The following is a 16,854-nucleotide window of genomic DNA, read 5'->3' on the forward strand; positions in this document are numbered from 1 at the left end:
ACGATGGACAAACGCTATAACGCGCTGCCACTCCCCGAGCAGCTTTCGCTCCGACGGCAAGCGATCGAAGACGTGCTCGCGCATCCCGAATGGTCGCTGCGCGAATCGGTGCGTCATCTGAAGAAGACGATGCGACTGACGAGCGCGGAAATGGCCAAGCTCGCAGGTGTGTCGACGAAGACGATTCAGGATATCGAACAAGGTCGCAGCGACGGGACGGTGCAGACGATGAACCGCATCTTCGGCATGCTGGGATTGAAGCTCGGCGTGGTGCGACAGAGCACGTAGCCGGACGTGACGCCGCATTCGTTCGGTCGTCGTCAGCGCAGCTGCATTGGGCTGCTTCATCGGTTTCTGCTTCCCTGCCCGTCGCCGGCTATCCCGGCGGCGCCCCCTCCAGCGCCTCCGCCCGCGCGAACAGCCAGTCGACGAACGTGCGCAGCGCCGGATCGTCGTCGTCGCGATACAGGCAATGAAACGGCGGCGCTTCCAGGTGGATTTCCGGAAACAGCGCGACGAGCCGCCCTTGCTCGAGATCGTCGCGCACGACCGCGCGCGGCGCGAGGCACACGCCGAGCCCGCTCGCGGCGGCCTTGGTCATCAGGAAGAACTCGCGATAGAACGGCCCGCGCAGCGTCTCGGTGACGACCGAGCCTGCCTGGTGGAACCAGTATTGCCACGCCTGCGGCAAACCCGCGTAATGCAGCAGCGGCGCGTTGCGCAGGTCGGCCGGCGTACGCGCCTGGTCGAGCACCGGGTGGCCGGGCGCGCACACCGGCACCGCGACGGTCGCGAGCAGCGGCCGCGACACGAACCCCTTGCGGCGCAGCTCCGGCGTATAGCGGCGAACCACGATGTCGCAGGTTTCGTCGAACTGGTCGCGCTCGTTGTCGGGCGTCGTGACGAGTTGCACGTCGATGTCCGGATGGTCGGCCTGGAATGCAGCCAGTTGCGTCAGCAACCATCCGTGCGCGAACGATACGGACGTGTTGATCCGCACCGGATGGCCGCTGCCGGGTTCGAACATTTGCCCCGTCGCCTGCGCGAGCCGGCCGAGGCAGCTCGCGACGTCGACGAGGTAATGCCGCGCGCGCGGCGTGAGCCGCATCGAGCGTCCGTCGCGCTCGAACAGCTTCTGCCCGAAGAACGATTCGAGCACGCGGATCTGCTGCGCGACTGCGCTCTGGGTTACGTTCAGCTCGTCGGCGGCGAGGGTGAGGCTCTGCAGGCGGCCGGCAGCTTCGAAGCTGCGCAGCGCGTTCAGGGGCGGCAATCGGCGCATCGTGAGGTCGCGAAGAAAAGCTACACAGTGGGTCAAAAAATGTCGTTTGTGGCGGCCGGAGCGCCTCCCTATCATGGCGCCGACAGGAGAAAACGCCCCGATGACGATCATAGCGCCCCCCGATAGCCGATCAACCGGAATTCGCCGCCGTCTTCGCGACCGGCGAACGGCGCGGCGCGCGATGCGCAGCGTCGCAGCGGTTCCGCCGGTGCGCGGCCGAGGTGCGGTGGCGCTCGCCTGTGCCGGGCTGCTGGCGGTGCTGACCGGGTGTGCGGCGAAGCCGCAAAACGAACGCCAGATCGGCGACGGCGGCTCGCTGGTGCGCTACAGCTCCAGCCAGACCGAAGTCGACCTGACGGATACCGAGCAGCAGACGCTGCGCATGATGACCGATCGCCGCTACGCGGGTGCGTCGCAGGCGCGTGCACTCGACGCGGTCGCGTCCGTGCTGCGCACGCAGGGCTATGCGCCGGTGACGGTCGACCGGGACGTGGGGCTGATCGAAGGCGGTCGCAGCGACACGCTGATTCCGAAGTGGCGGCAACTGCTGCGCGGCGCGCTGAAGGCGAAGATCGGCGGCTTGCCCGCGAAACCGGATCACGAGCGCGTGGCTGCCATCGTCACGGTCCGCGTAACGGCGGCGCGTGACACGATCGTGCGTGCGCGGTTCGACCGCACGGTGTGGGACAGCAATGGCGACTCGCGCATGAAGACTGTCGTCGAGCCTGACTACTACCAGACCTTCTTCAGCGCGATGGACAAGGCGATGTGCACGACGTCGTGCGAGCGGTGACCGGCGCGCACGCGCCGATGCGGGAGACTTGAAGAAGCGGGAGCGAAGGGCGCATTGCAGCCCGTCGGGGCATGGCAGCCGGGCGCGGCGCCCGGTGCATCCGGCGCGGCAGAAGCCGCAGCCGTCAACGAGAAAACGGCCGCCCGGACCGTCGTTCGACCCGGGCGACCGCTTCGCCTACTTCACCGCAAACAGCGTCAGGTTCATGAAGATCTTGAACGCGTAGCCGAGCGTGACGGCGCCGATCACGCCGCCCGCCCACAGGACGATGAACCACATCCAGCCGCGCATGCGCGGCTTCGGCGCAGCGGGCTGGCGTTCGGCGGAATCAGTGGTGGTAGTAATGCTGGTCTTCATGGCGCACCTTGCCTCGGAATACCCAGTAACCCATCGTCGTGTAGGCGATGATGATCGGGAGGATAACCGCTGCGCCGACCAGCGTGAAGGTCTGGCTGGAACGCGGCGCCGCAGCTTCCCAGATCGTCATCGTCTGAGGAATCGCATACGGGAACAGCGTGACGAGCAGGCCGACGTAGCCGAGCAGCACGAGCGCCAGCGCGAGCACGAACGGGGTCATGTCATGCCGGCCGCGCACTGCGCGGCGCATCCACACCGCGCACCCGGCGACCAGGAACGGCACCGGCAACAGGCGCCAGAACAGCCCCGAATCGAACCAGCGCTGCGCGATGGCCGGATCCTGCAGCGGCGTCCACAGGCTGACGACCGCGATGAAGCCGAGCAGCACGACCGTCAGCGGCCACACGACGCGATGCAGGCGGCGCTGCAGGTCGCCTTCCGTCTTCGCGACGAGCCAGCAGCAGCCGAGCAGCGCATAGGTCACGATCAGGCCGAGGCCCGTCAGCAGGCTGAACGGCGTGAGCCAGTCGAACGCGTCGCCCGCGAACACGCCGTCCTTCACGTTGATGCCCTGCAGGAACGCGCCGAGCGCGATCCCCTGGAACAGCGTCGCGCCGGCCGAGCCGCCGATGAACGCGAGGTCCCACAGCTGCTTCGTGCGCCGCGCCTTCGCGCGGATCTCGAACGACACGCCGCGGAAGATCAGGCACACCAGCATGAAGATCAGCGGCAAGTACAGCGCCGACAACACGGTCGAATAGACGACCGGGAACACCGCGAACAGCCCGGCGCCGCCGAGCACGAGCCACGTCTCGTTGCCGTCCCACACGGGCGCGACGGTGTTCATCATCAGGTCGCGTTCCTTCTCGTCCGGGAAGAACGGGAAGACGATGCCGATGCCGAGGTCGAAGCCGTCGAGCACGACGTACATGAAGAGCCCCAATGCGATGATCGCGGCCCAGATTACGGTGACGTCCATAGGTTTTCTCGTATGCGGAAAGGGTGGGGCTCAGACGGTCTCGAGCGGCTCGTCGACGGCCGACATCGGGCGGCGCGCGGTGTGGTCGGGGCGCGTGTCGGGGGTGTCGTCGTGCTTCACGTCGGGCAGCGCGGGGCCGGCCTTCATCAGCTTCAGCATGTAGTACACGCCGGTGCCGAACACGAGGAAGTACACGATCACGAACGTCATCATCGACAGGCTGACCTGCTGTACCGACAGCGGCGACACGGCCTTCGCGGTGCGCATCACGCCATATACGACCCACGGCTGGCGGCCTGCTTCGGTCGTCACCCAGCCCGCGAGCAGCGACACGAAGCCGGTCGGGCCCATCACGAGTGCGAAGCGCTGGAACCACTTCGATTCATACAGACGGCCGCGGCGGCGCAGGAGCCATGCGAGCGCGGCGAGGCCGATCATCGCGAAGCCAAGGCCGACCATGATCCGGAAGCTCCAGAACACGATGGTCGAGTTCGGGCGGTCTTCCGGCGGGAATTCCTTCAGCCCGCGGATCTCGCCGTCCCAGCTGTGCGTGAGGATCAGGCTGCCGAGGTGCGGCACCTTCACCGCGTAGCGGGTCGTTTCCGCCTTCATGTCGGGGATGCCGAACAGGTTGAGCGGCGTGCCGCCCTTCTCGGTTTCCCACAGCCCTTCGATCGCGGCGATCTTCGCCGGCTGGTGCTTCAGCGTGTTGATGCCATGCTGGTCGCCGATCACGGCCTGCAGTGGCGCGAGCACGAGCAGCAGCCACAGCGCCATCGAGAACATCTTCTTCACGCCCTTGTCGCGGCGGCCCTTCAGCAGATGCCATGCGCCGGTCGCGGCCACCACCAGCGCGGCGACGATGAACGCGGCGATCGCCATGTGGAACAGGCGGTACGGGAACGACGGGTTGAAGATGATCGCGAACCAGTCGGTCGGCACGACGCGGCCGTCGACGATCTCGAAGCCCTGCGGCGTCTGCATCCAGCTGTTCGACGCGAGAATCCAGAACGTCGAGATCAGCGTGCCGATCGCGACCATCAGCGTCGCGCCGAAGTGCGCGCGCGGGCTCACGCGGTTCCAGCCGAACAGCATGATGCCGAGGAAGCCAGCCTCGAGGAAGAACGCAGTCATGACCTCGTACATCAGCAGCGGCCCGGTGACGGCGCCGGCGAAGCTCGAGAAGCCCGACCAGTTCGTGCCGAACTGGTAGCTCATCACGACGCCGGAGACGACGCCCATCCCGAACGCGACCGCGAAGATCTTCGACCAGAACAGACAGAGGGTTTTGTAGTACTGCTTGCCGGTTTTCAGCCAGCGATATTCGAGCACGGCGATGAAGCTGGCGAGGCCGATGCTCAGCGCCGGGAAGACGATGTGAAAGGAGACGGTGAACGCGAATTGCAGGCGGGCCAGATCGAGGGCCGAAAGAGCGGTGTCCATACCAGTTGACCGAGGCTGACGATACCCGCCGGCGGGTGCCGGCGGACCCCGGCGGACGGGCGTCGGGGTTGGCTGGAGTATGTGCCGCGATGTTGCACCGCGAAATGTGCCAACTCGTCGCAGATGTCCAGCCCGTCGCGCGCATTTCCGGGGTAAATCGTTGATTCGTATCAAGAAGGCTGCTTGCGGCGCGTGCAGCCGTGGCGTGGCGGTCTGACGCACGTGCGTCAATATGGCGCGTCGCGTCATTGGAACGGTTCGACGCGCCCGCAAACGCCGCGTGACACCGCGCGGCGCGGCACGCGTGTGCGGCCGAACCGTTGCGTTGCGTTATCGCGTAACGCGTCCGGCCGTGCCGGCGGGCCGCGGCGGATGGGGTCTGTCACATGGGTAACGCCGCGCAACATTGGCGCGGGCGCCCGTAATGGATGACGGATCGCGCGCGGCGTAGCGTTCGGTATGTCGGGTTCGCATCGACGAACCGCCAGCCGGAGAACGTGACGTGAATGGATTGAAGCTCGCGCTGGGCGCGGCGGCCGCCGTGGCGATCGCCACGGGCGGCGTGGCGCATGCTGCCCGGGTCGGGGTCTATGTCGGCCCCGGCTACCCGTATTACTACCCCGTCGTCCCCGCGCCTTACTACTACCCGCCGCCCGTCGTCGCGGTGCCCGTCGATCCGGGGCCGCCGCCTCAGTACGTCGAGAAGGGACAGCCGCAGGACGACGGCGATGCGAACCTCTGGTACTACTGCGACGCGTCGAAGCACTACTACCCGTATGTGAAGACCTGCAAGTCGGGCTGGCGATCGGTGCCGGCTCGGCCGCAATGACGGAGGCGCGACGATGAAATCCGTATCTCGACTTCTGCGCATGCCGGCCGCGCTGGCGCTGGCCGGCCTGCTCGGCGCGTGCGCGTACATGCCGACCGGGCCGAGCGTGATGGCGCTGCCCGGCACCGGCAAGTCGTTCGACCAGTTCCGCGCCGACGATGCGAACTGCCGTCAATACGCGTTCGAGCAATCGGGCGGCGTGAGCGCGGGTCAGGCGTCGACCGCGAGCGCGGTCGGCAGCGCGGCCGTCGGCACCGCGCTGGGTGCGGCGGCCGGCGCGGCGTTCAACGGCGGCACGGGGGCGGCCGTCGGCGCGGGCGCCGGGCTGCTCGCGGGCAGCGTGGTCGGTGCCGGCGCGGCGCAAGGCTCGGCCTACGACATCCAGCGCCGCTACGACTACGGCTACCTGCAATGCATGTACGCGACCGGCAACCGCGTGCCGGTACCGGGCGGGATGAGCGGCGGCGGGGGAGGTGGGTATGGCGGTGGCGGATATGGCGGCGCACCGCGCGCGGCGCCACCCATGCCGCCGGCGGGCGTTCAGCCGCCGCCGCCGCGCTACTGACGGCCGCCTCGTCGCCGCCGTGCGGCGTGACGCGCAAGTGCGCCGCGCCCTGTGTGCGCATCGACCGTCGGTACACACACGCTGTGTGAATTGCGTACACTCTGAGTCTCGTTTCGGCAGGGCCGGGCGCATCGGATCCGGTCCGCGTTTACCCAGGACTCAGCGATGATCGATTTACGCAGCGATACCGTGACACGTCCGAGCCAGGCAATGCTGGCCGCGATGACTGCCGCCGAAACCGGCGACGACGTATGGGGTGACGACCCGACCGTCCTGCGCCTGCAGGCGGTGACGGCCGAGCGGGCCGGCAAGGAAGCCGGCCTGTTCTTCCCGAGCGGCACGCAGAGCAACCTGGCCGCGCTGATGGCCCATTGCGAACGCGGCGACGAATACATCGTCGGCCAGCTCGCGCACACCTACAAGTACGAAGGCGGCGGCGCGGCCGTGCTGGGCAGCATCCAGCCGCAGCCGATCGAGAACGCGCCGGACGGCACGCTGCCGCTCGCGAAGATCGCCGCGGCGATCAAGCCGCTCGACAATCACTTTGCCCGCACACGCCTGCTCGCGCTCGAAAACACGATCGGCGGCCAGGTCTTGCCGGAAGGCTATGTGCAGGAAGCCACCACGTTCGCGCGCAGTCGCGGGTTGTCACTGCACCTCGACGGCGCACGCGTGTGCAACGCGGCTGTCGCGTCGGGCCGTTCGGTCGCCGAGCTGTCGGCGCCGTTCGACAGCGTGTCGATCTGCTTCTCGAAAGGGCTCGGCGCGCCGGTCGGCTCGGTGCTGGTCGGCAACCGGGCGCTGATCGAGCGCGCGCAGCGCTGGCGCAAGGTGCTCGGCGGCGGGATGCGGCAGTCGGGCATTCTCGCCGCAGCCTGCCTGTATGCGCTCGACCACAACGTCGAGCGGCTCGCTGACGATCACGCGAATGCCGTGCATCTTGCCGAAGGCCTCGCACGCATCGACACCGTGAAGGTGTTGTCGCATGCGACGAACATGGTGTTCGCACAATTCCCCGAAGCCGATTGCGCGCCGCTCGAGGCATGGCTCAAGGAACGCGGGATCCTCACGCAGATGCTGTACGCGTCGCGCTTCGTCACGCACTGCGACGTGTCGCGCGCGGATATCGATACGTTTATCGACGCGGTCGGTGCGTATTTCGCGCAGCGCCGCGCGTAGGGGGAATGCGCCGGCCGGCTGGGACGCCGGCCCAATATGGCGCGAAGCAGGGGGCGGAGAGGCGACGGGGGCGCCGTGGCAACCCGTCTGTCGATATCGGGCGTGCCGGCGGATCAGGCTTGCCGGGGTGCGTCGGCGGGCGGTGTGCCGTCGCGGAACAGCGCCTGCAACTGCGTGCGCAGTTCGGCGCTGTCGGTGTGCTGGTGCACCAGGACCGCATGTTGTACGGCGGCCTCCAGCAGTTCGTTGTCGGAGTCGGCAGAAATCGCGACCGAGCAATTCATCGCGCTGGGAAACTCGCGGCAATCGATATAGCGGCGAGACATGATGTTCTCCTTGCGGAAAAGGGAACGGCCGGATGTGCGTGATCGGCCGCGCGGCGCGTTCGCGAGACCGATGGAAAAAGTATAGGCGGCGCGGCGGGGATTCTCGTCGCCAGATGTCGCGCCGCACACCGCACACCGCACACCGCACGCCGCACACCGCACACCGCACACCGCACGCCGCACGCCGCACACCGCACGCCGCACACCGCACACCGCACACCGCACACCGCACACCGCACACCGCACACCGCACACCGCACACCGCACACCGCACACCGCACACCGCACACCGCACACCGCACACCGCACACCGCGGCGGTGCCGCTCAAACGCGCGTCAAGGCAGCGGCGCGAGCAGCCGGCGTGCCGCTTCGACCACCCGCTCGGACAGTGACGCCATCGTCGGCGACTGCACGGTCCACGCGTGCCAGTACAGCGTGATGTCGGTCGGATGCGCGGGCGCGAGATCGACGAGCCCCTGCGTGTCGAGCGGCGCACTGCCGATCAGCGGCTCCGGCACCATCGCATAGCCGAGCCCGTGCCGCACCGCCGCGAAGTGCGAATGGGTACCCGGCACGTAGTGGCACGGGTACGCGCCCTCGAGCAACCCGAACTTCTCCTTCAGGAACGACGACTGCAGCGTATCGCGCCGCGAATACGCGACGACGGGCGCCTTGCGCGCGCTCGTGCGGTTCAGCCCGCGCGGAAACCAGCGCACCGCGAACGCGGCGGCCGCGAGCAGCCGGTAGCGCATCGTGCCGAGCGGCGTCGCGAGGCAGCCGCGCATCGGCTTTGGCTCGGTCGTCACGCAGCCGACCGCCATCCCGCTTTCGAGCAGCGCGAACGTATGGTCCTGATCCTCGACGATCAGCTCGAACAGGATGCGCTCGCCCGCGAGCACCGACGTCAGCGCCGGCAGAAACCACGTACCGAGGCTGTCGGAATTGAGCGCGATCGTGACCGAGATCGGCGATTCGCGCTCGGTCGCGAGCGTGCTTTGCAGGTCGGCCTGCAGCAGTGCGACGCGGCGCAGGTGCTGCAGCACGCGTTGCCCGGCCACCGTCGGGCGGCACGGCCGCGTGCGCAGCACGAGCGGCGTGCCGAGGCTCGCCTCCAGTGCGCGGACCCGCTGCGTGACGGCGGACGCGGTCACGTGCAGGCGCACGGCCGCCTGCTCGAAGCTGCCGGTGTCGGCGACGGCCAGCAGCGCGGCGGCCTGCTTCGGATCGATCGTCATCGACATGTCGGTGGAATTCCTGTGAACGTAAGACGAGAACAGCCGGTAGTGTAAGTCAGCGCGTACCAGCGGCCGGGTGTGGCGCAACGCCCTGCGGCACGGCATTCGTCGTCGGACTCGACCACGGCATGACGGTATGCCGCACGCCGCATGCCGGTGGCGCGCGCATTTTGAACTAGGCTATATGAACGCGCGGAACCCGGCATGTGCCATGCCGGCACTTCGCGCGCGGACGATCGCGCGTCGCGCGCAAGCCGCGGCGCGGGCGTCGTGACGATTCCCACTTGATGGAGATGAACATGTCGATTCGACTAGGCGAGGACGCGCCCGATTTCACCGCGGAGACCACCGAGGGAACGATCCGCTTTCATGAATGGATCGGCGACCACTGGGCGATCCTGTTTTCCCATCCGAAGGATTTCACGCCGGTGTGCACGACCGAACTCGGCTACATGGCCGGGCTCAAGCCGGAATTCGACAAGCGCAACACGAAGATCATCGGGCTGTCGATCGATCCGGTCAGCGATCACCAGAAGTGGGTCGCGGATATCGCTGAAACGCAGGGCCATGCGGTCAACTATCCGCTGATCGGCGACGACGAACTGAAGGTCGCGAAGCTGTACGACATGATTCATCCGAACGCGAGCGGCGGCCCGCGCACGGCGGTCGACAACGCGACCGTGCGCTCGGTGTTCGTCATCGGGCCGGACAAGAAGGTCAAGGCGATGCTCGTCTATCCGATGAGCGCGGGACGCAATTTCGACGAGGTGCTGCGCCTGCTCGACGCGCTGCAGCTCAACGCGAAGCATACGGTGGCGACGCCGGTGAACTGGAAGCCCGGCGACGATGTCATCATTCCGACGTCGGTGTCGGACGATGCGGCGAAGCAGAAGTATCCGGAAGGCTTCCGGACGCTGAAGCCGTACCTGCGCTACGTGGCGCAGCCGAGTTGACGCGCCGGGCCGGCCGGATACCGGCCTTGCAGGACCACGACGGGGCGGCCCGCGCGACAGCGACAGCGGCGGCGCGGGCCGGACAAGACGCATCAACACGCATCAAACAGGCATCCACCAGCGACGGAGCGACTTCGCGATGATCTTCCGGCAACTGTTCGACCCGCAATCGTCGACGTACACGTACCTGCTCGCCGACCGCGCGTCGCGCGAAGCGCTGCTGATCGATCCCGTGTTCGAGCAGGTGCGCCGCGACGCGGCGCTGCTCGACGAGCTCGGGCTGCGGCTCGTTGCGACCGTCGATACGCACGTGCACGCCGACCACGTGACGGGCGCGTGGCTGCTGAAGCAGCGCACGGGCAGCACGATCGCGATCTCGGCCACGAGCGGCGCGCAAGGCGCCGATCGCTATCTGAACGACGGCGACCGCTGCGCGTTCGGCGCGCGCTACCTGACCGTGCGCGCAACACCTGGCCACACGAACGGCTGCATCAGCCTCGTACTCGACGACGAATCGATGGCGTTCACCGGCGATTGCCTGCTGATTCGCGGCACCGGCCGCACCGATTTCCAGCAAGGCGACCCGCGTGCGCTGTATCGCGCGGTGCACGGCCGGCTCTTCACGCTGCCGGCCGCGTGCCTGCTGTATCCGGCGCACGACTATCGCGGGCTCACGGTGACGAGCGTCGGCGAGGAGCGGCGTTTCAATCCGCGCCTCGGCGGCGATCTGAGCGAAGACGATTTCGCGGGCTACATGCGCAACCTCGGGCTCGCGCACCCGCGGCAGATCGACGTCGCGGTGCCGGCGAACCTGCAGTGCGGCGTTGCCGCGAATGCGCCCGATGTGCAGGCGGCGCCCGACTGGGCGCCGCTCGTCTATACGTTCGCCGGGTTCTGGGAAATCGATCCGCAATGGCTCGAGGATCATCTGCCGGCGGTGCAGGTCGTCGACGTGCGCGAGCCGGACGAATTCACGGGCCCGCTCGGCCACCTGCCCGGCGCGACGCCGATTCCGCTCGGCGAACTGGCTGCGCGCGCCGGCGAGATCGCGCGCGACCGGCCGGTCGTGACCGTGTGCCGGGCCGGCGGGCGATCCGCGCAGGCGACCGTCATTCTGCTGAAGGCCGGCTTCGACACGGTGGCGAATCTCGGCGGCGGGATGCTGCGCTGGCGTGCCGAAGGGCGTGTCGTAATGGACGGCCGGTCGTAACGGCCCGAGTGAGTCGCGCCAAAAAAAATCCGGATCGCTGTCGAAACGGCCGGGTGCCGTTCGTCGTCAAGGTATCCGATCACGTGGTGCCGCATCACGCGGTGCCGAAACCCTGAGAGACCGTACGATGATGCCGACGCTTTACGCCCATCCCTTTTCGTCCTACTGCCAGAAGGTGCTGACCGCGCTGTACGAGAACGGCACGCCGTTCGCGTATCGCGTGCTCGCGCACGACGATCCGAAGCCGATGCAGGAACTGGCCGCGCTGTGGCCGCTGAAGCGCTTTCCGGTGCTCGTCGATGCCGGCCGCACGGTGGTCGAGGCGTCGATCATCATCGAGTATCTCGGCCTGAACCATCCGGGCCCGGTGCGGCTGCTGCCCGACGATCCGCACGCGGCGCTCGAGGTGCGGATGATGGATCGCTTCTTCGACAACTACGTGTCGACGCCGCAGCAGAAAGTCGTGTTCGACGCGCTGCGGCCGGAAGCCGAGCGCGACGCGCGCGGTGTCGCCGATGCGCGTGCGATGCTCGACACGTCTTATGCGTGGCTGGACCAGAAGATGGCCGATCGCGAATGGGCGGCCGGCGACCGCTTCAGCCTCGCCGACTGCGGCGCGGCGCCGTTCCTGTTCTACGCGGACTGGACACACCGGATCGATCCGTCGTTCGCGAACGTGATCGCGTACCGCAATCGTCTGCTGGCGCGGCCGTCGTTCGCGCGCGCGGTCGACGAGGCGCGGCCGTATCGCTCGTTCTTTCCGCTGGGTGCGCCCGATCGCGACTGATCGGCACGGCCGTCGCGCGGCGCGCGGTTGCCGCGCATGGCCGGCAGCGCGTGCCGGGGCGGCGGCGGAACGAAAGCAGCGGCAGCATCGCGGCGTCTCCCCGTCACATCGTGTGGGTGGCCGACTGCGCGAGCGTCAGCAGTTCGTCGAACTGCGTGATCAGCTCGAAGCACAGCAGGAACGCGAGCGTATAGGCGGGTGCGGGGAAGCGCCGGATCATCGCCAGCACCTGCGGCGCGAAGCGCGAGCGGATCGTGTCGCGCGTCAGCAGCCACGCGAGCGCGATGCCGATCGCGGCGCCCGCGATCAGGTCGGTCGGGTAGTGAAAGCCGAGATACGCGCGCGGCAGGCAGATGAACACGACCGCATACAGCAGCGCGAACACGCCGACGCGGCGCGCGATGATGAAGATCCCGGTGGCGATCGCCATCCACAGCATCGCGTGATCGCTCGGAAACGAACTCCATGCCTGCAGCGTGGCCGCTCGCAATCCTGCCGACGGGAAATGCAGGTGCAGGTCGGGGTTGTAGATCGGCCGCACGCGGAACGGCAGCACGTGTGCGAGCAACCGGCCGAACGCGAGCGCGATGAGGCCGCTCGCGATCGTCGCGACGACCAGCTCGCGCTGCCGCTCGCGGTTCGGGCCCGGCTGGAACCACAGCCAGCACAGCACGGGAATGAGCACGAAGCCCTTGAACGTGTACAGGCCCGCGATCACGCGGATCGCGTGATTCATCAATGGGCCGAACGTGATGTGGGTGAGGAAGATCTGGATTGTGGTGTCGAAATCGTTCATGTTCTGTGCGACCCGGGCGGACGCTCAGCGCATGACATGCGGCCGGCAGGATCGAAAAGCGCGCTCGTACCTGAGCGCAACGGGGGGCAAGTATGTCACCCGTTATTTCGAAGAAAATGCGAAAAAATACCGGGAATCCCCTGATAAAACGGGGTCGAGCGGTGGGGCCGGATGGGTGAGCGCCGTGTGGCGGGGCGCATCCGATTCGTCCGACGTTTTGCATCGACGTGCAAGGCTGCCGGAGAAATAATTGGTTAAACTGGACATTCGTTCGAGCTGGTGCGGACCTTGCACGGGATGGATGTTTTTCGTGCCGGATGCGCACGAATTTGCCAGGTTGCGCAGCGTCATGCGTGCGCCGGTCGAAAATAAAAGAAAAGGCGGGCTAGCCCTGTGGGCCTGCCCGCCAGGTGCGTGCGATGCGGAAATTCAGTTGCGCCAGATCCGCACGGCGAGCGCAGCCAGCGATGTGACGACAGCCAGCGCGGTCACCGCATTCCAGCCCAGTTGCGCGAGCAACAAACTGCCGATCGCGGCGCCGGCCGCCATCCCGATGAACATGCCGACGAACAGCACCGCGTTGAGGCGGCTGCGCGACGCGGGGTCGATCCGGTAGACGATTGCCTGATGTGCGATCAGCGTGGCCTGCACGCCGAGATCGAAGCCGATCGTCGCGACCGCGAGCAGCACGAGCTGCGCGTGCGGCGACATCAGCGGCGCGGCGGCCATCGACGCGAACGACACCGTCGCGATGCCGATGCCGAAGCGCGTAACGTGCTCGGGGCCGTGATGGTCGGCCAGGCGCCCGGCAATCGGCGCAGCCAGCGCACCGGCCGCACCGGCAAGGCCGAACGCGCCCGCGGCCGCGCTGCCGAGGTGGAACGGTGCGCCGTGCAGCATCACCGCGAGCGTCGACCAGAACGCGCTGAACCCGATGGCCAGCAGCCCCTGCGCGAGTGCGGCGCGGCGCAGTGCCGGATGCTGGCGCCACAACGCGCCGAGCGACCCGATCAGCGCGCGATACGGCAGGCGTGTGGTCGGCTCAAAGTGCGGCAGCCCGCGCGCGGCCACGACGCCGATCGCAGCGACGCTGGCGGCCGCGAGTGCGAACATTGCGCGCCAGCCGGCCGTCTCCGCAACGAACCCGGCCACGACCCGCGACAGCAGGATGCCGAGCAGCAGCCCCGTCATCACCGTGCCGACGATGCGGCCGCGATGCGCGTCGTGCGCGAGCGTCGCGGCGGCCGGCACGACGTCCTGCGCCATCGTCGCGGCGAGGCCGATCGCGAAGCTCGCCGCGAGCAGCAGCCCGAGCGACGGTGCGATGGCGGCGAGCAGCAGCGCGACGACCAGCGTCGCGGCCTTGGTCACGATCACGCGGCGGCGGTCGAAGCGGTCGCCGAGCGGCGCGAGCAGCAGGATGCCGAGCGCATAACCCAACTGCGTGAGCGTCGGTACGAAGCCGATCGCGCGCGCCGACGCGCCGAGATCGGGCCCGAGCGCGCCGAGCATCGGCTGCGCGTAGTAGAGCGGCGCGACGCCGAGGCCCGCGGCGGCGGCGAGCAGCAGCACGAGCCAGCGATCGGGCATCGAATGGGCGGCCGGGTGGGCCGGGGCGTGTTCCGCGCGGGGCGCGGCATCGAGACGGGACGGGGTGGACATGGCGTGCATCCTGGGTGCGATGAAGGGATGGACGCGAGTGTGGCGGCACGCGGCCGGCCACGGTAGTGCCGCCCTGCGCAGATTTGTTATACGCTTCACGCATGACCGAAAAATCCCCCTTCTCCCGTGCTGCTGGCGGGTCTTCGCGCGTTCAGGCGGTGCCGGTGGACGGCGCCGGCTATCGTTTCGAGCTGATGGAAACCTTCGTGCGCATAGTCGAGGCCGGCAGTCTGTCGGCCGCTGCCGCGCAACTGAATACGACGCAGCCGACGATCAGCCGGCGGCTGCAGGCGCTCGAACGCTCGCTCGGCATGCGGCTGCTGCAGCGCACGACGCACACGATGCGGCTGACCGTCGACGGCGAGCGTTGCTTCAAGCGCGCGAAGGAGTTGCTGGCGAACTGGGCGGCGTTCGAGGCCGATCTGCGCGGTGCACAGGAGGAGCCTGACGGGCTGTTGCGGGTCGCGGTGCCGCACGCGTTCGGCCAGGAGCGTTTCGTCGCGCCGATCGCGCGGTTCCTGCGCGACTATCCGCGCGTGTCGGTCGAATGGTTGCTGCAGGACGAAGTGCGGGATTTCGTCGGCAGCGGCATCGATTGCGCGATCCAGGTGGGCGAGCCGACCGATCCGGCCGTCGTCGCGATCCGGCTCTCGAAGGTGCCGCGCTTCGTGGTTGCCGCACCGTCCGTGCTGAATGGTGCGGACGTGCCGGCCGACCCCGACGCGCTGGCCGCGTTGCCGTGGCTGTCGCTGCGCACGTACTACCGCACCGAACTGGCGCTCACGCATTCGGTCACGGGCGAGACGCGGCGCATTGCGATCCGCCCGCGCTTCACGACCGCGAACCTGTACGCGCTGCGCAGCGCGGCGCTGCTGGGCGTGGGCGCGTGCGTCGGCTCGTCATGGATGCTGGCCGACCACCTCGCGCGTGGTGAACTCGTCCATCTCGCGCCCGCGTGGCAGGCCGCGCCGCTGCCCGTCTACCTGACCTACCCGCATGCGCAGTTCTATCCGTCGCGGCTCGTGCGGTTTGCCGCGATGATGCGGGAGGCCGTGCCGGGGCTCGTCGAAGGGCGCGACGCCTGACGCGGGATGCGGAATGCGCCGCGAGCGCCGCGCGGCTGCGACGCCGTCAGCCGCGCCGGATCCCTTCGGGCAGCGCGCTGATGCGGCGCACCTCGGGCGAATCGAGCCACGCGCGCGACGTCGCGCAGTCGGCGAACATGTCGGTCGCGTCCTCGCCCCAGAACAGGTCGCCGTCGAGTTCGAAGGTCGGCACGCCGAATACGCCGTGCGCGATCGCATCATCGGTGTTCGCGCGCAGCGCGTCCTTCACCGGCTGGGCGTCGACGGCCGTCACGCCTTCCGGAAAGCCGACGGCTTCGCACAGCGCGGCGAAGCCTTCCGGTGTCGACACGTCCTGGCCGTCGCGCCAGATATGCCGGAAGATCCGCCGGATCGCGTCGGGCGCGTTGCCCATCGCGATCGCGAGGCGCAGCGGCTTGATCGGATTGAACGGATGCGCGGGCGGCATCCGGAACGGAATGCCGAGCTTGTCCGCGCGATATTGCGCGTGGCGATAGGTGAAGACGCGTTTCGCCGCGATCTCGGCCGGTGCTTTCTGGCCCCAGTGCGCAAGCAGTGCGCCGAGCACGATGGGCCGCGGCTCGAAGGCGGCGGCTGGCGGGAGCTGGTCGAACCGTTCCTGCTGCAGATAGGCGAACGGCGAAACGAAATCGAAATACCAGGTGGCGGTGCGTGCGGCGTTCATCGCGAGCGTCTCCTCGTGCGGGTCCGGATGGATAGGGTGCGGGCCAGTGTCGCACGCGGCGGCGCTTTGCGCTGCCGCATCTCACCCGCCGCCGGCACGAACGGCCGCTACGCGGCCTCCACCAGCGCCGCGAGTCTCGCCAGCGCCATTTGCCAGCCGGTCTCGTTGTCGGCGGCCGGCACGCCGGGCGGCACCCCGTCGTGCACGGCGTCGACGCGCGTGCCGCCCGCTTCGTCGGACAGCGTGATCGTGATCGTCATCGCGCCGCGCAGCATCGGATCGTCGGTCTCGAACACGTCGATCTCGACGATCTGCTCGTCCGGCACGAGCGTGACGAAGCGGCCGTGATAGGTATCGGTGTGCGCGGCGGTCTTGCCGGTGCCGGCCGACGGCGCGTCGTAGCTCAGCGACACGCGCAGCGCGCCGCCTTCACGCGCGTCGTACGCATGCACGCGGCACGTCATGCCGTCGGGCACCTTCCATTGCTCGACCGCGTGCGGATCGAGCAACGCGCGGTAGACGCGCCCGCGCGGGGCGTTCAGGTGCCGGCTGACCCGGGTCGAATGCGTGTGCGTGTGCAACATGTTGCCTCCCGCGGAGCGCGCGCGACGGTGCACGCCGGAGGCCGGCGTGTCGTCATGCTTCCTTCAGGAATCCTAGGCGCGCGGGAGGCGGCATGCAATGACC

General features: G+C 68.3%; 20 protein-coding genes. 9 read left to right on the forward strand and 11 right to left on the reverse strand.

All coding sequences use genetic code 11. From position 1 onward, the window contains the following. Positions 1 to 3: 3 nt before the first annotated feature. Positions 4 to 288: a helix-turn-helix domain-containing protein gene (locus tag QZM67_RS10690; RefSeq protein ID WP_175025024.1), complete on the forward strand. Its 285-nt coding sequence runs from the start codon at positions 4 to 6 to the stop codon at positions 286 to 288. Positions 289 to 376: 88 nt separating this feature from the next. Here the strand turns inward: QZM67_RS10690 and QZM67_RS10695 are convergent, their stop codons facing one another. Next, the gene (locus QZM67_RS10695) at positions 377 to 1,282 is read right to left on the reverse strand and encodes a LysR substrate-binding domain-containing protein (RefSeq protein ID WP_301802588.1); all 906 of its coding nucleotides are present in this window, start codon (positions 1,280 to 1,282) and stop codon (positions 377 to 379) included. 181 nt (positions 1,283 to 1,463) lie between these two features. Between QZM67_RS10695 and QZM67_RS10700 the strand changes: the two genes are divergently transcribed. Next, the gene (locus tag QZM67_RS10700) at positions 1,464 to 2,075 is read left to right on the forward strand and encodes a hypothetical protein (RefSeq protein WP_301802590.1); all 612 of its coding nucleotides are present in this window, start codon (positions 1,464 to 1,466) and stop codon (positions 2,073 to 2,075) included. A 177-nt stretch (positions 2,076 to 2,252) separates the two neighbouring features. On the opposite strand, the gene QZM67_RS10705 is transcribed toward QZM67_RS10700, so the two are convergent. Genes QZM67_RS10705 through QZM67_RS10715 form a run of 3 tightly spaced genes read right to left on the reverse strand, consistent with a single transcriptional unit; the run spans position 2,253 to position 4,854 of the window. Further along, positions 2,253 to 2,432 (reverse strand): hypothetical protein, encoded by a 180-nt coding sequence (locus QZM67_RS10705; RefSeq protein WP_043181109.1) that lies wholly within the window; start codon positions 2,430 to 2,432, stop codon positions 2,253 to 2,255. Beyond that, entirely contained in the window at positions 2,404 to 3,411 is a 1,008-nt protein-coding gene (gene cydB, locus QZM67_RS10710; RefSeq protein ID WP_175025021.1) for a cytochrome d ubiquinol oxidase subunit II, read from the reverse strand. The genes QZM67_RS10705 and cydB overlap by 29 nt, the downstream gene beginning before the upstream one ends. 30 nt (positions 3,412 to 3,441) lie before the next feature. After that, a complete protein-coding gene (locus QZM67_RS10715; RefSeq protein ID WP_043181105.1) occupies positions 3,442 to 4,854 on the reverse strand; it encodes a cytochrome ubiquinol oxidase subunit I in 1,413 nt (470 codons plus the stop codon). Between the two features lie 502 nt (positions 4,855 to 5,356). Here QZM67_RS10715 and QZM67_RS10720 point away from each other — a divergent pair. The 3 genes from QZM67_RS10720 to ltaE all read left to right on the forward strand — a co-directional run bounded on the left by QZM67_RS10720 (position 5,357) and on the right by ltaE (position 7,427). Continuing rightward, a complete protein-coding gene (locus QZM67_RS10720) occupies positions 5,357 to 5,683 on the forward strand; it encodes a hypothetical protein (RefSeq protein WP_301802592.1) in 327 nt (108 codons plus the stop codon). A gap of 13 nt (positions 5,684 to 5,696) precedes the next feature. Further along, positions 5,697 to 6,248: a YMGG-like glycine zipper-containing protein gene (locus QZM67_RS10725; RefSeq protein ID WP_301802593.1), complete on the forward strand. Its 552-nt coding sequence runs from the start codon at positions 5,697 to 5,699 to the stop codon at positions 6,246 to 6,248. A gap of 165 nt (positions 6,249 to 6,413) precedes the next feature. Beyond that, complete coding sequence (gene ltaE, locus QZM67_RS10730) at positions 6,414 to 7,427, forward strand: low-specificity L-threonine aldolase (RefSeq protein WP_301802596.1); 1,014 nt, start codon at positions 6,414 to 6,416, stop codon at positions 7,425 to 7,427. A gap of 113 nt (positions 7,428 to 7,540) precedes the next feature. Here the strand turns inward: ltaE and QZM67_RS10735 are convergent, their stop codons facing one another. Together QZM67_RS10735 and QZM67_RS10740 are read right to left on the reverse strand one after the other, a co-directional pair. After that, positions 7,541 to 7,753 carry a DUF1059 domain-containing protein gene (locus tag QZM67_RS10735; protein WP_011353793.1) on the reverse strand — a complete coding sequence of 71 codons (213 nt, stop codon included), beginning with the start codon at positions 7,751 to 7,753 and terminating at the stop codon, positions 7,541 to 7,543. A gap of 336 nt (positions 7,754 to 8,089) precedes the next feature. Further along, on the reverse strand, positions 8,090 to 8,995 hold the full coding sequence (locus QZM67_RS10740) for an HTH-type transcriptional regulator ArgP (RefSeq protein ID WP_043181098.1): 906 nt from the start codon (positions 8,993 to 8,995) through the stop codon (positions 8,090 to 8,092). Between the two features lie 293 nt (positions 8,996 to 9,288). Here QZM67_RS10740 and QZM67_RS10745 point away from each other — a divergent pair, with 293 nt between their 5' ends. The 3 genes from QZM67_RS10745 to QZM67_RS10755 all read left to right on the forward strand — a co-directional run bounded on the left by QZM67_RS10745 (position 9,289) and on the right by QZM67_RS10755 (position 11,939). Beyond that, complete coding sequence (locus QZM67_RS10745) at positions 9,289 to 9,942, forward strand: peroxiredoxin (RefSeq protein WP_301802599.1); 654 nt, start codon at positions 9,289 to 9,291, stop codon at positions 9,940 to 9,942. Positions 9,943 to 10,081: 139 nt separating this feature from the next. Beyond that, the gene (locus QZM67_RS10750) at positions 10,082 to 11,152 is read left to right on the forward strand and encodes a rhodanese-like domain-containing protein (RefSeq protein WP_043181096.1); all 1,071 of its coding nucleotides are present in this window, start codon (positions 10,082 to 10,084) and stop codon (positions 11,150 to 11,152) included. Between the two features lie 127 nt (positions 11,153 to 11,279). Beyond that, positions 11,280 to 11,939, forward strand: coding sequence for a glutathione S-transferase family protein (locus QZM67_RS10755; RefSeq protein WP_301802602.1), 660 nt, complete (start codon positions 11,280 to 11,282; stop codon positions 11,937 to 11,939). Positions 11,940 to 12,042: 103 nt separating this feature from the next. Here QZM67_RS10755 and QZM67_RS10760 read toward each other — a convergent pair whose 3' ends face one another. The 3 genes from QZM67_RS10760 to QZM67_RS10770 form a co-directional block, all read right to left on the reverse strand. After that, on the reverse strand, positions 12,043 to 12,735 hold the full coding sequence (locus tag QZM67_RS10760; RefSeq protein ID WP_301802605.1) for a phosphatase PAP2 family protein: 693 nt from the start codon (positions 12,733 to 12,735) through the stop codon (positions 12,043 to 12,045). A 102-nt stretch (positions 12,736 to 12,837) separates the two neighbouring features. Continuing rightward, on the reverse strand, positions 12,838 to 13,086 hold the full coding sequence (locus QZM67_RS10765; protein ID WP_301802608.1) for a hypothetical protein: 249 nt from the start codon (positions 13,084 to 13,086) through the stop codon (positions 12,838 to 12,840). 78 nt (positions 13,087 to 13,164) lie between these two features. After that, positions 13,165 to 14,397 carry an MFS transporter gene (locus QZM67_RS10770; RefSeq protein ID WP_301802611.1) on the reverse strand — a complete coding sequence of 411 codons (1,233 nt, stop codon included), beginning with the start codon at positions 14,395 to 14,397 and terminating at the stop codon, positions 13,165 to 13,167. A gap of 101 nt (positions 14,398 to 14,498) precedes the next feature. Between QZM67_RS10770 and QZM67_RS10775 the strand changes: the two genes are divergently transcribed. Continuing rightward, positions 14,499 to 15,482: a LysR family transcriptional regulator gene (locus QZM67_RS10775; RefSeq protein ID WP_301802614.1), complete on the forward strand. Its 984-nt coding sequence runs from the start codon at positions 14,499 to 14,501 to the stop codon at positions 15,480 to 15,482. A 46-nt stretch (positions 15,483 to 15,528) separates the two neighbouring features. Here the strand turns inward: QZM67_RS10775 and QZM67_RS10780 are convergent, their stop codons facing one another. After that, a complete protein-coding gene (locus QZM67_RS10780; protein ID WP_301802616.1) occupies positions 15,529 to 16,167 on the reverse strand; it encodes a 2-hydroxychromene-2-carboxylate isomerase in 639 nt (212 codons plus the stop codon). Between the two features lie 107 nt (positions 16,168 to 16,274). Beyond that, positions 16,275 to 16,751 (reverse strand): SRPBCC family protein, encoded by a 477-nt coding sequence (locus QZM67_RS10785; protein ID WP_175025008.1) that lies wholly within the window; start codon positions 16,749 to 16,751, stop codon positions 16,275 to 16,277. Positions 16,752 to 16,854: the final 103 nt, after the last annotated feature.

It is taken from the genome of Burkholderia sp. AU45251 (assembly GCF_030482905.1).
GTDB classification, from domain to species: domain Bacteria; phylum Pseudomonadota; class Gammaproteobacteria; order Burkholderiales; family Burkholderiaceae; genus Burkholderia; species Burkholderia aenigmatica.

What these genes read in the sequence shown, in the direction of transcription:
- QZM67_RS10690 (WP_175025024.1), top strand. Translation starts at nt 4, where the DNA reads ATGGACAAACGCTATAACGCGCTGCCACTCCCCGAGCAGCTTTCGCTC.
- QZM67_RS10695 (WP_301802588.1), bottom strand. Translation starts at nt 1,282, where the DNA reads ATGCGCCGATTGCCGCCCCTGAACGCGCTGCGCAGCTTCGAAGCTGCC.
- QZM67_RS10700 (WP_301802590.1), top strand. Translation starts at nt 1,464, where the DNA reads ATGCGCAGCGTCGCAGCGGTTCCGCCGGTGCGCGGCCGAGGTGCGGTG.
- QZM67_RS10705 (WP_043181109.1), bottom strand. Translation starts at nt 2,432, where the DNA reads ATGAAGACCAGCATTACTACCACCACTGATTCCGCCGAACGCCAGCCC.
- cydB (WP_175025021.1), bottom strand. Translation starts at nt 3,411, where the DNA reads ATGGACGTCACCGTAATCTGGGCCGCGATCATCGCATTGGGGCTCTTC.
- QZM67_RS10715 (WP_043181105.1), bottom strand. Translation starts at nt 4,854, where the DNA reads ATGGACACCGCTCTTTCGGCCCTCGATCTGGCCCGCCTGCAATTCGCG.
- QZM67_RS10725 (WP_301802593.1), top strand. Translation starts at nt 5,697, where the DNA reads ATGAAATCCGTATCTCGACTTCTGCGCATGCCGGCCGCGCTGGCGCTG.
- ltaE (WP_301802596.1), top strand. Translation starts at nt 6,414, where the DNA reads ATGATCGATTTACGCAGCGATACCGTGACACGTCCGAGCCAGGCAATG.
- QZM67_RS10735 (WP_011353793.1), bottom strand. Translation starts at nt 7,753, where the DNA reads ATGTCTCGCCGCTATATCGATTGCCGCGAGTTTCCCAGCGCGATGAAT.
- QZM67_RS10740 (WP_043181098.1), bottom strand. Translation starts at nt 8,995, where the DNA reads ATGTCGATGACGATCGATCCGAAGCAGGCCGCCGCGCTGCTGGCCGTC.
- QZM67_RS10745 (WP_301802599.1), top strand. Translation starts at nt 9,289, where the DNA reads ATGTCGATTCGACTAGGCGAGGACGCGCCCGATTTCACCGCGGAGACC.
- QZM67_RS10750 (WP_043181096.1), top strand. Translation starts at nt 10,082, where the DNA reads ATGATCTTCCGGCAACTGTTCGACCCGCAATCGTCGACGTACACGTAC.
- QZM67_RS10755 (WP_301802602.1), top strand. Translation starts at nt 11,280, where the DNA reads ATGATGCCGACGCTTTACGCCCATCCCTTTTCGTCCTACTGCCAGAAG.
- QZM67_RS10760 (WP_301802605.1), bottom strand. Translation starts at nt 12,735, where the DNA reads ATGAACGATTTCGACACCACAATCCAGATCTTCCTCACCCACATCACG.
- QZM67_RS10765 (WP_301802608.1), bottom strand. Translation starts at nt 13,086, where the DNA reads ATGACGCTGCGCAACCTGGCAAATTCGTGCGCATCCGGCACGAAAAAC.
- QZM67_RS10770 (WP_301802611.1), bottom strand. Translation starts at nt 14,397, where the DNA reads ATGTCCACCCCGTCCCGTCTCGATGCCGCGCCCCGCGCGGAACACGCC.
- QZM67_RS10775 (WP_301802614.1), top strand. Translation starts at nt 14,499, where the DNA reads ATGACCGAAAAATCCCCCTTCTCCCGTGCTGCTGGCGGGTCTTCGCGC.
- QZM67_RS10780 (WP_301802616.1), bottom strand. Translation starts at nt 16,167, where the DNA reads ATGAACGCCGCACGCACCGCCACCTGGTATTTCGATTTCGTTTCGCCG.
- QZM67_RS10785 (WP_175025008.1), bottom strand. Translation starts at nt 16,751, where the DNA reads ATGTTGCACACGCACACGCATTCGACCCGGGTCAGCCGGCACCTGAAC.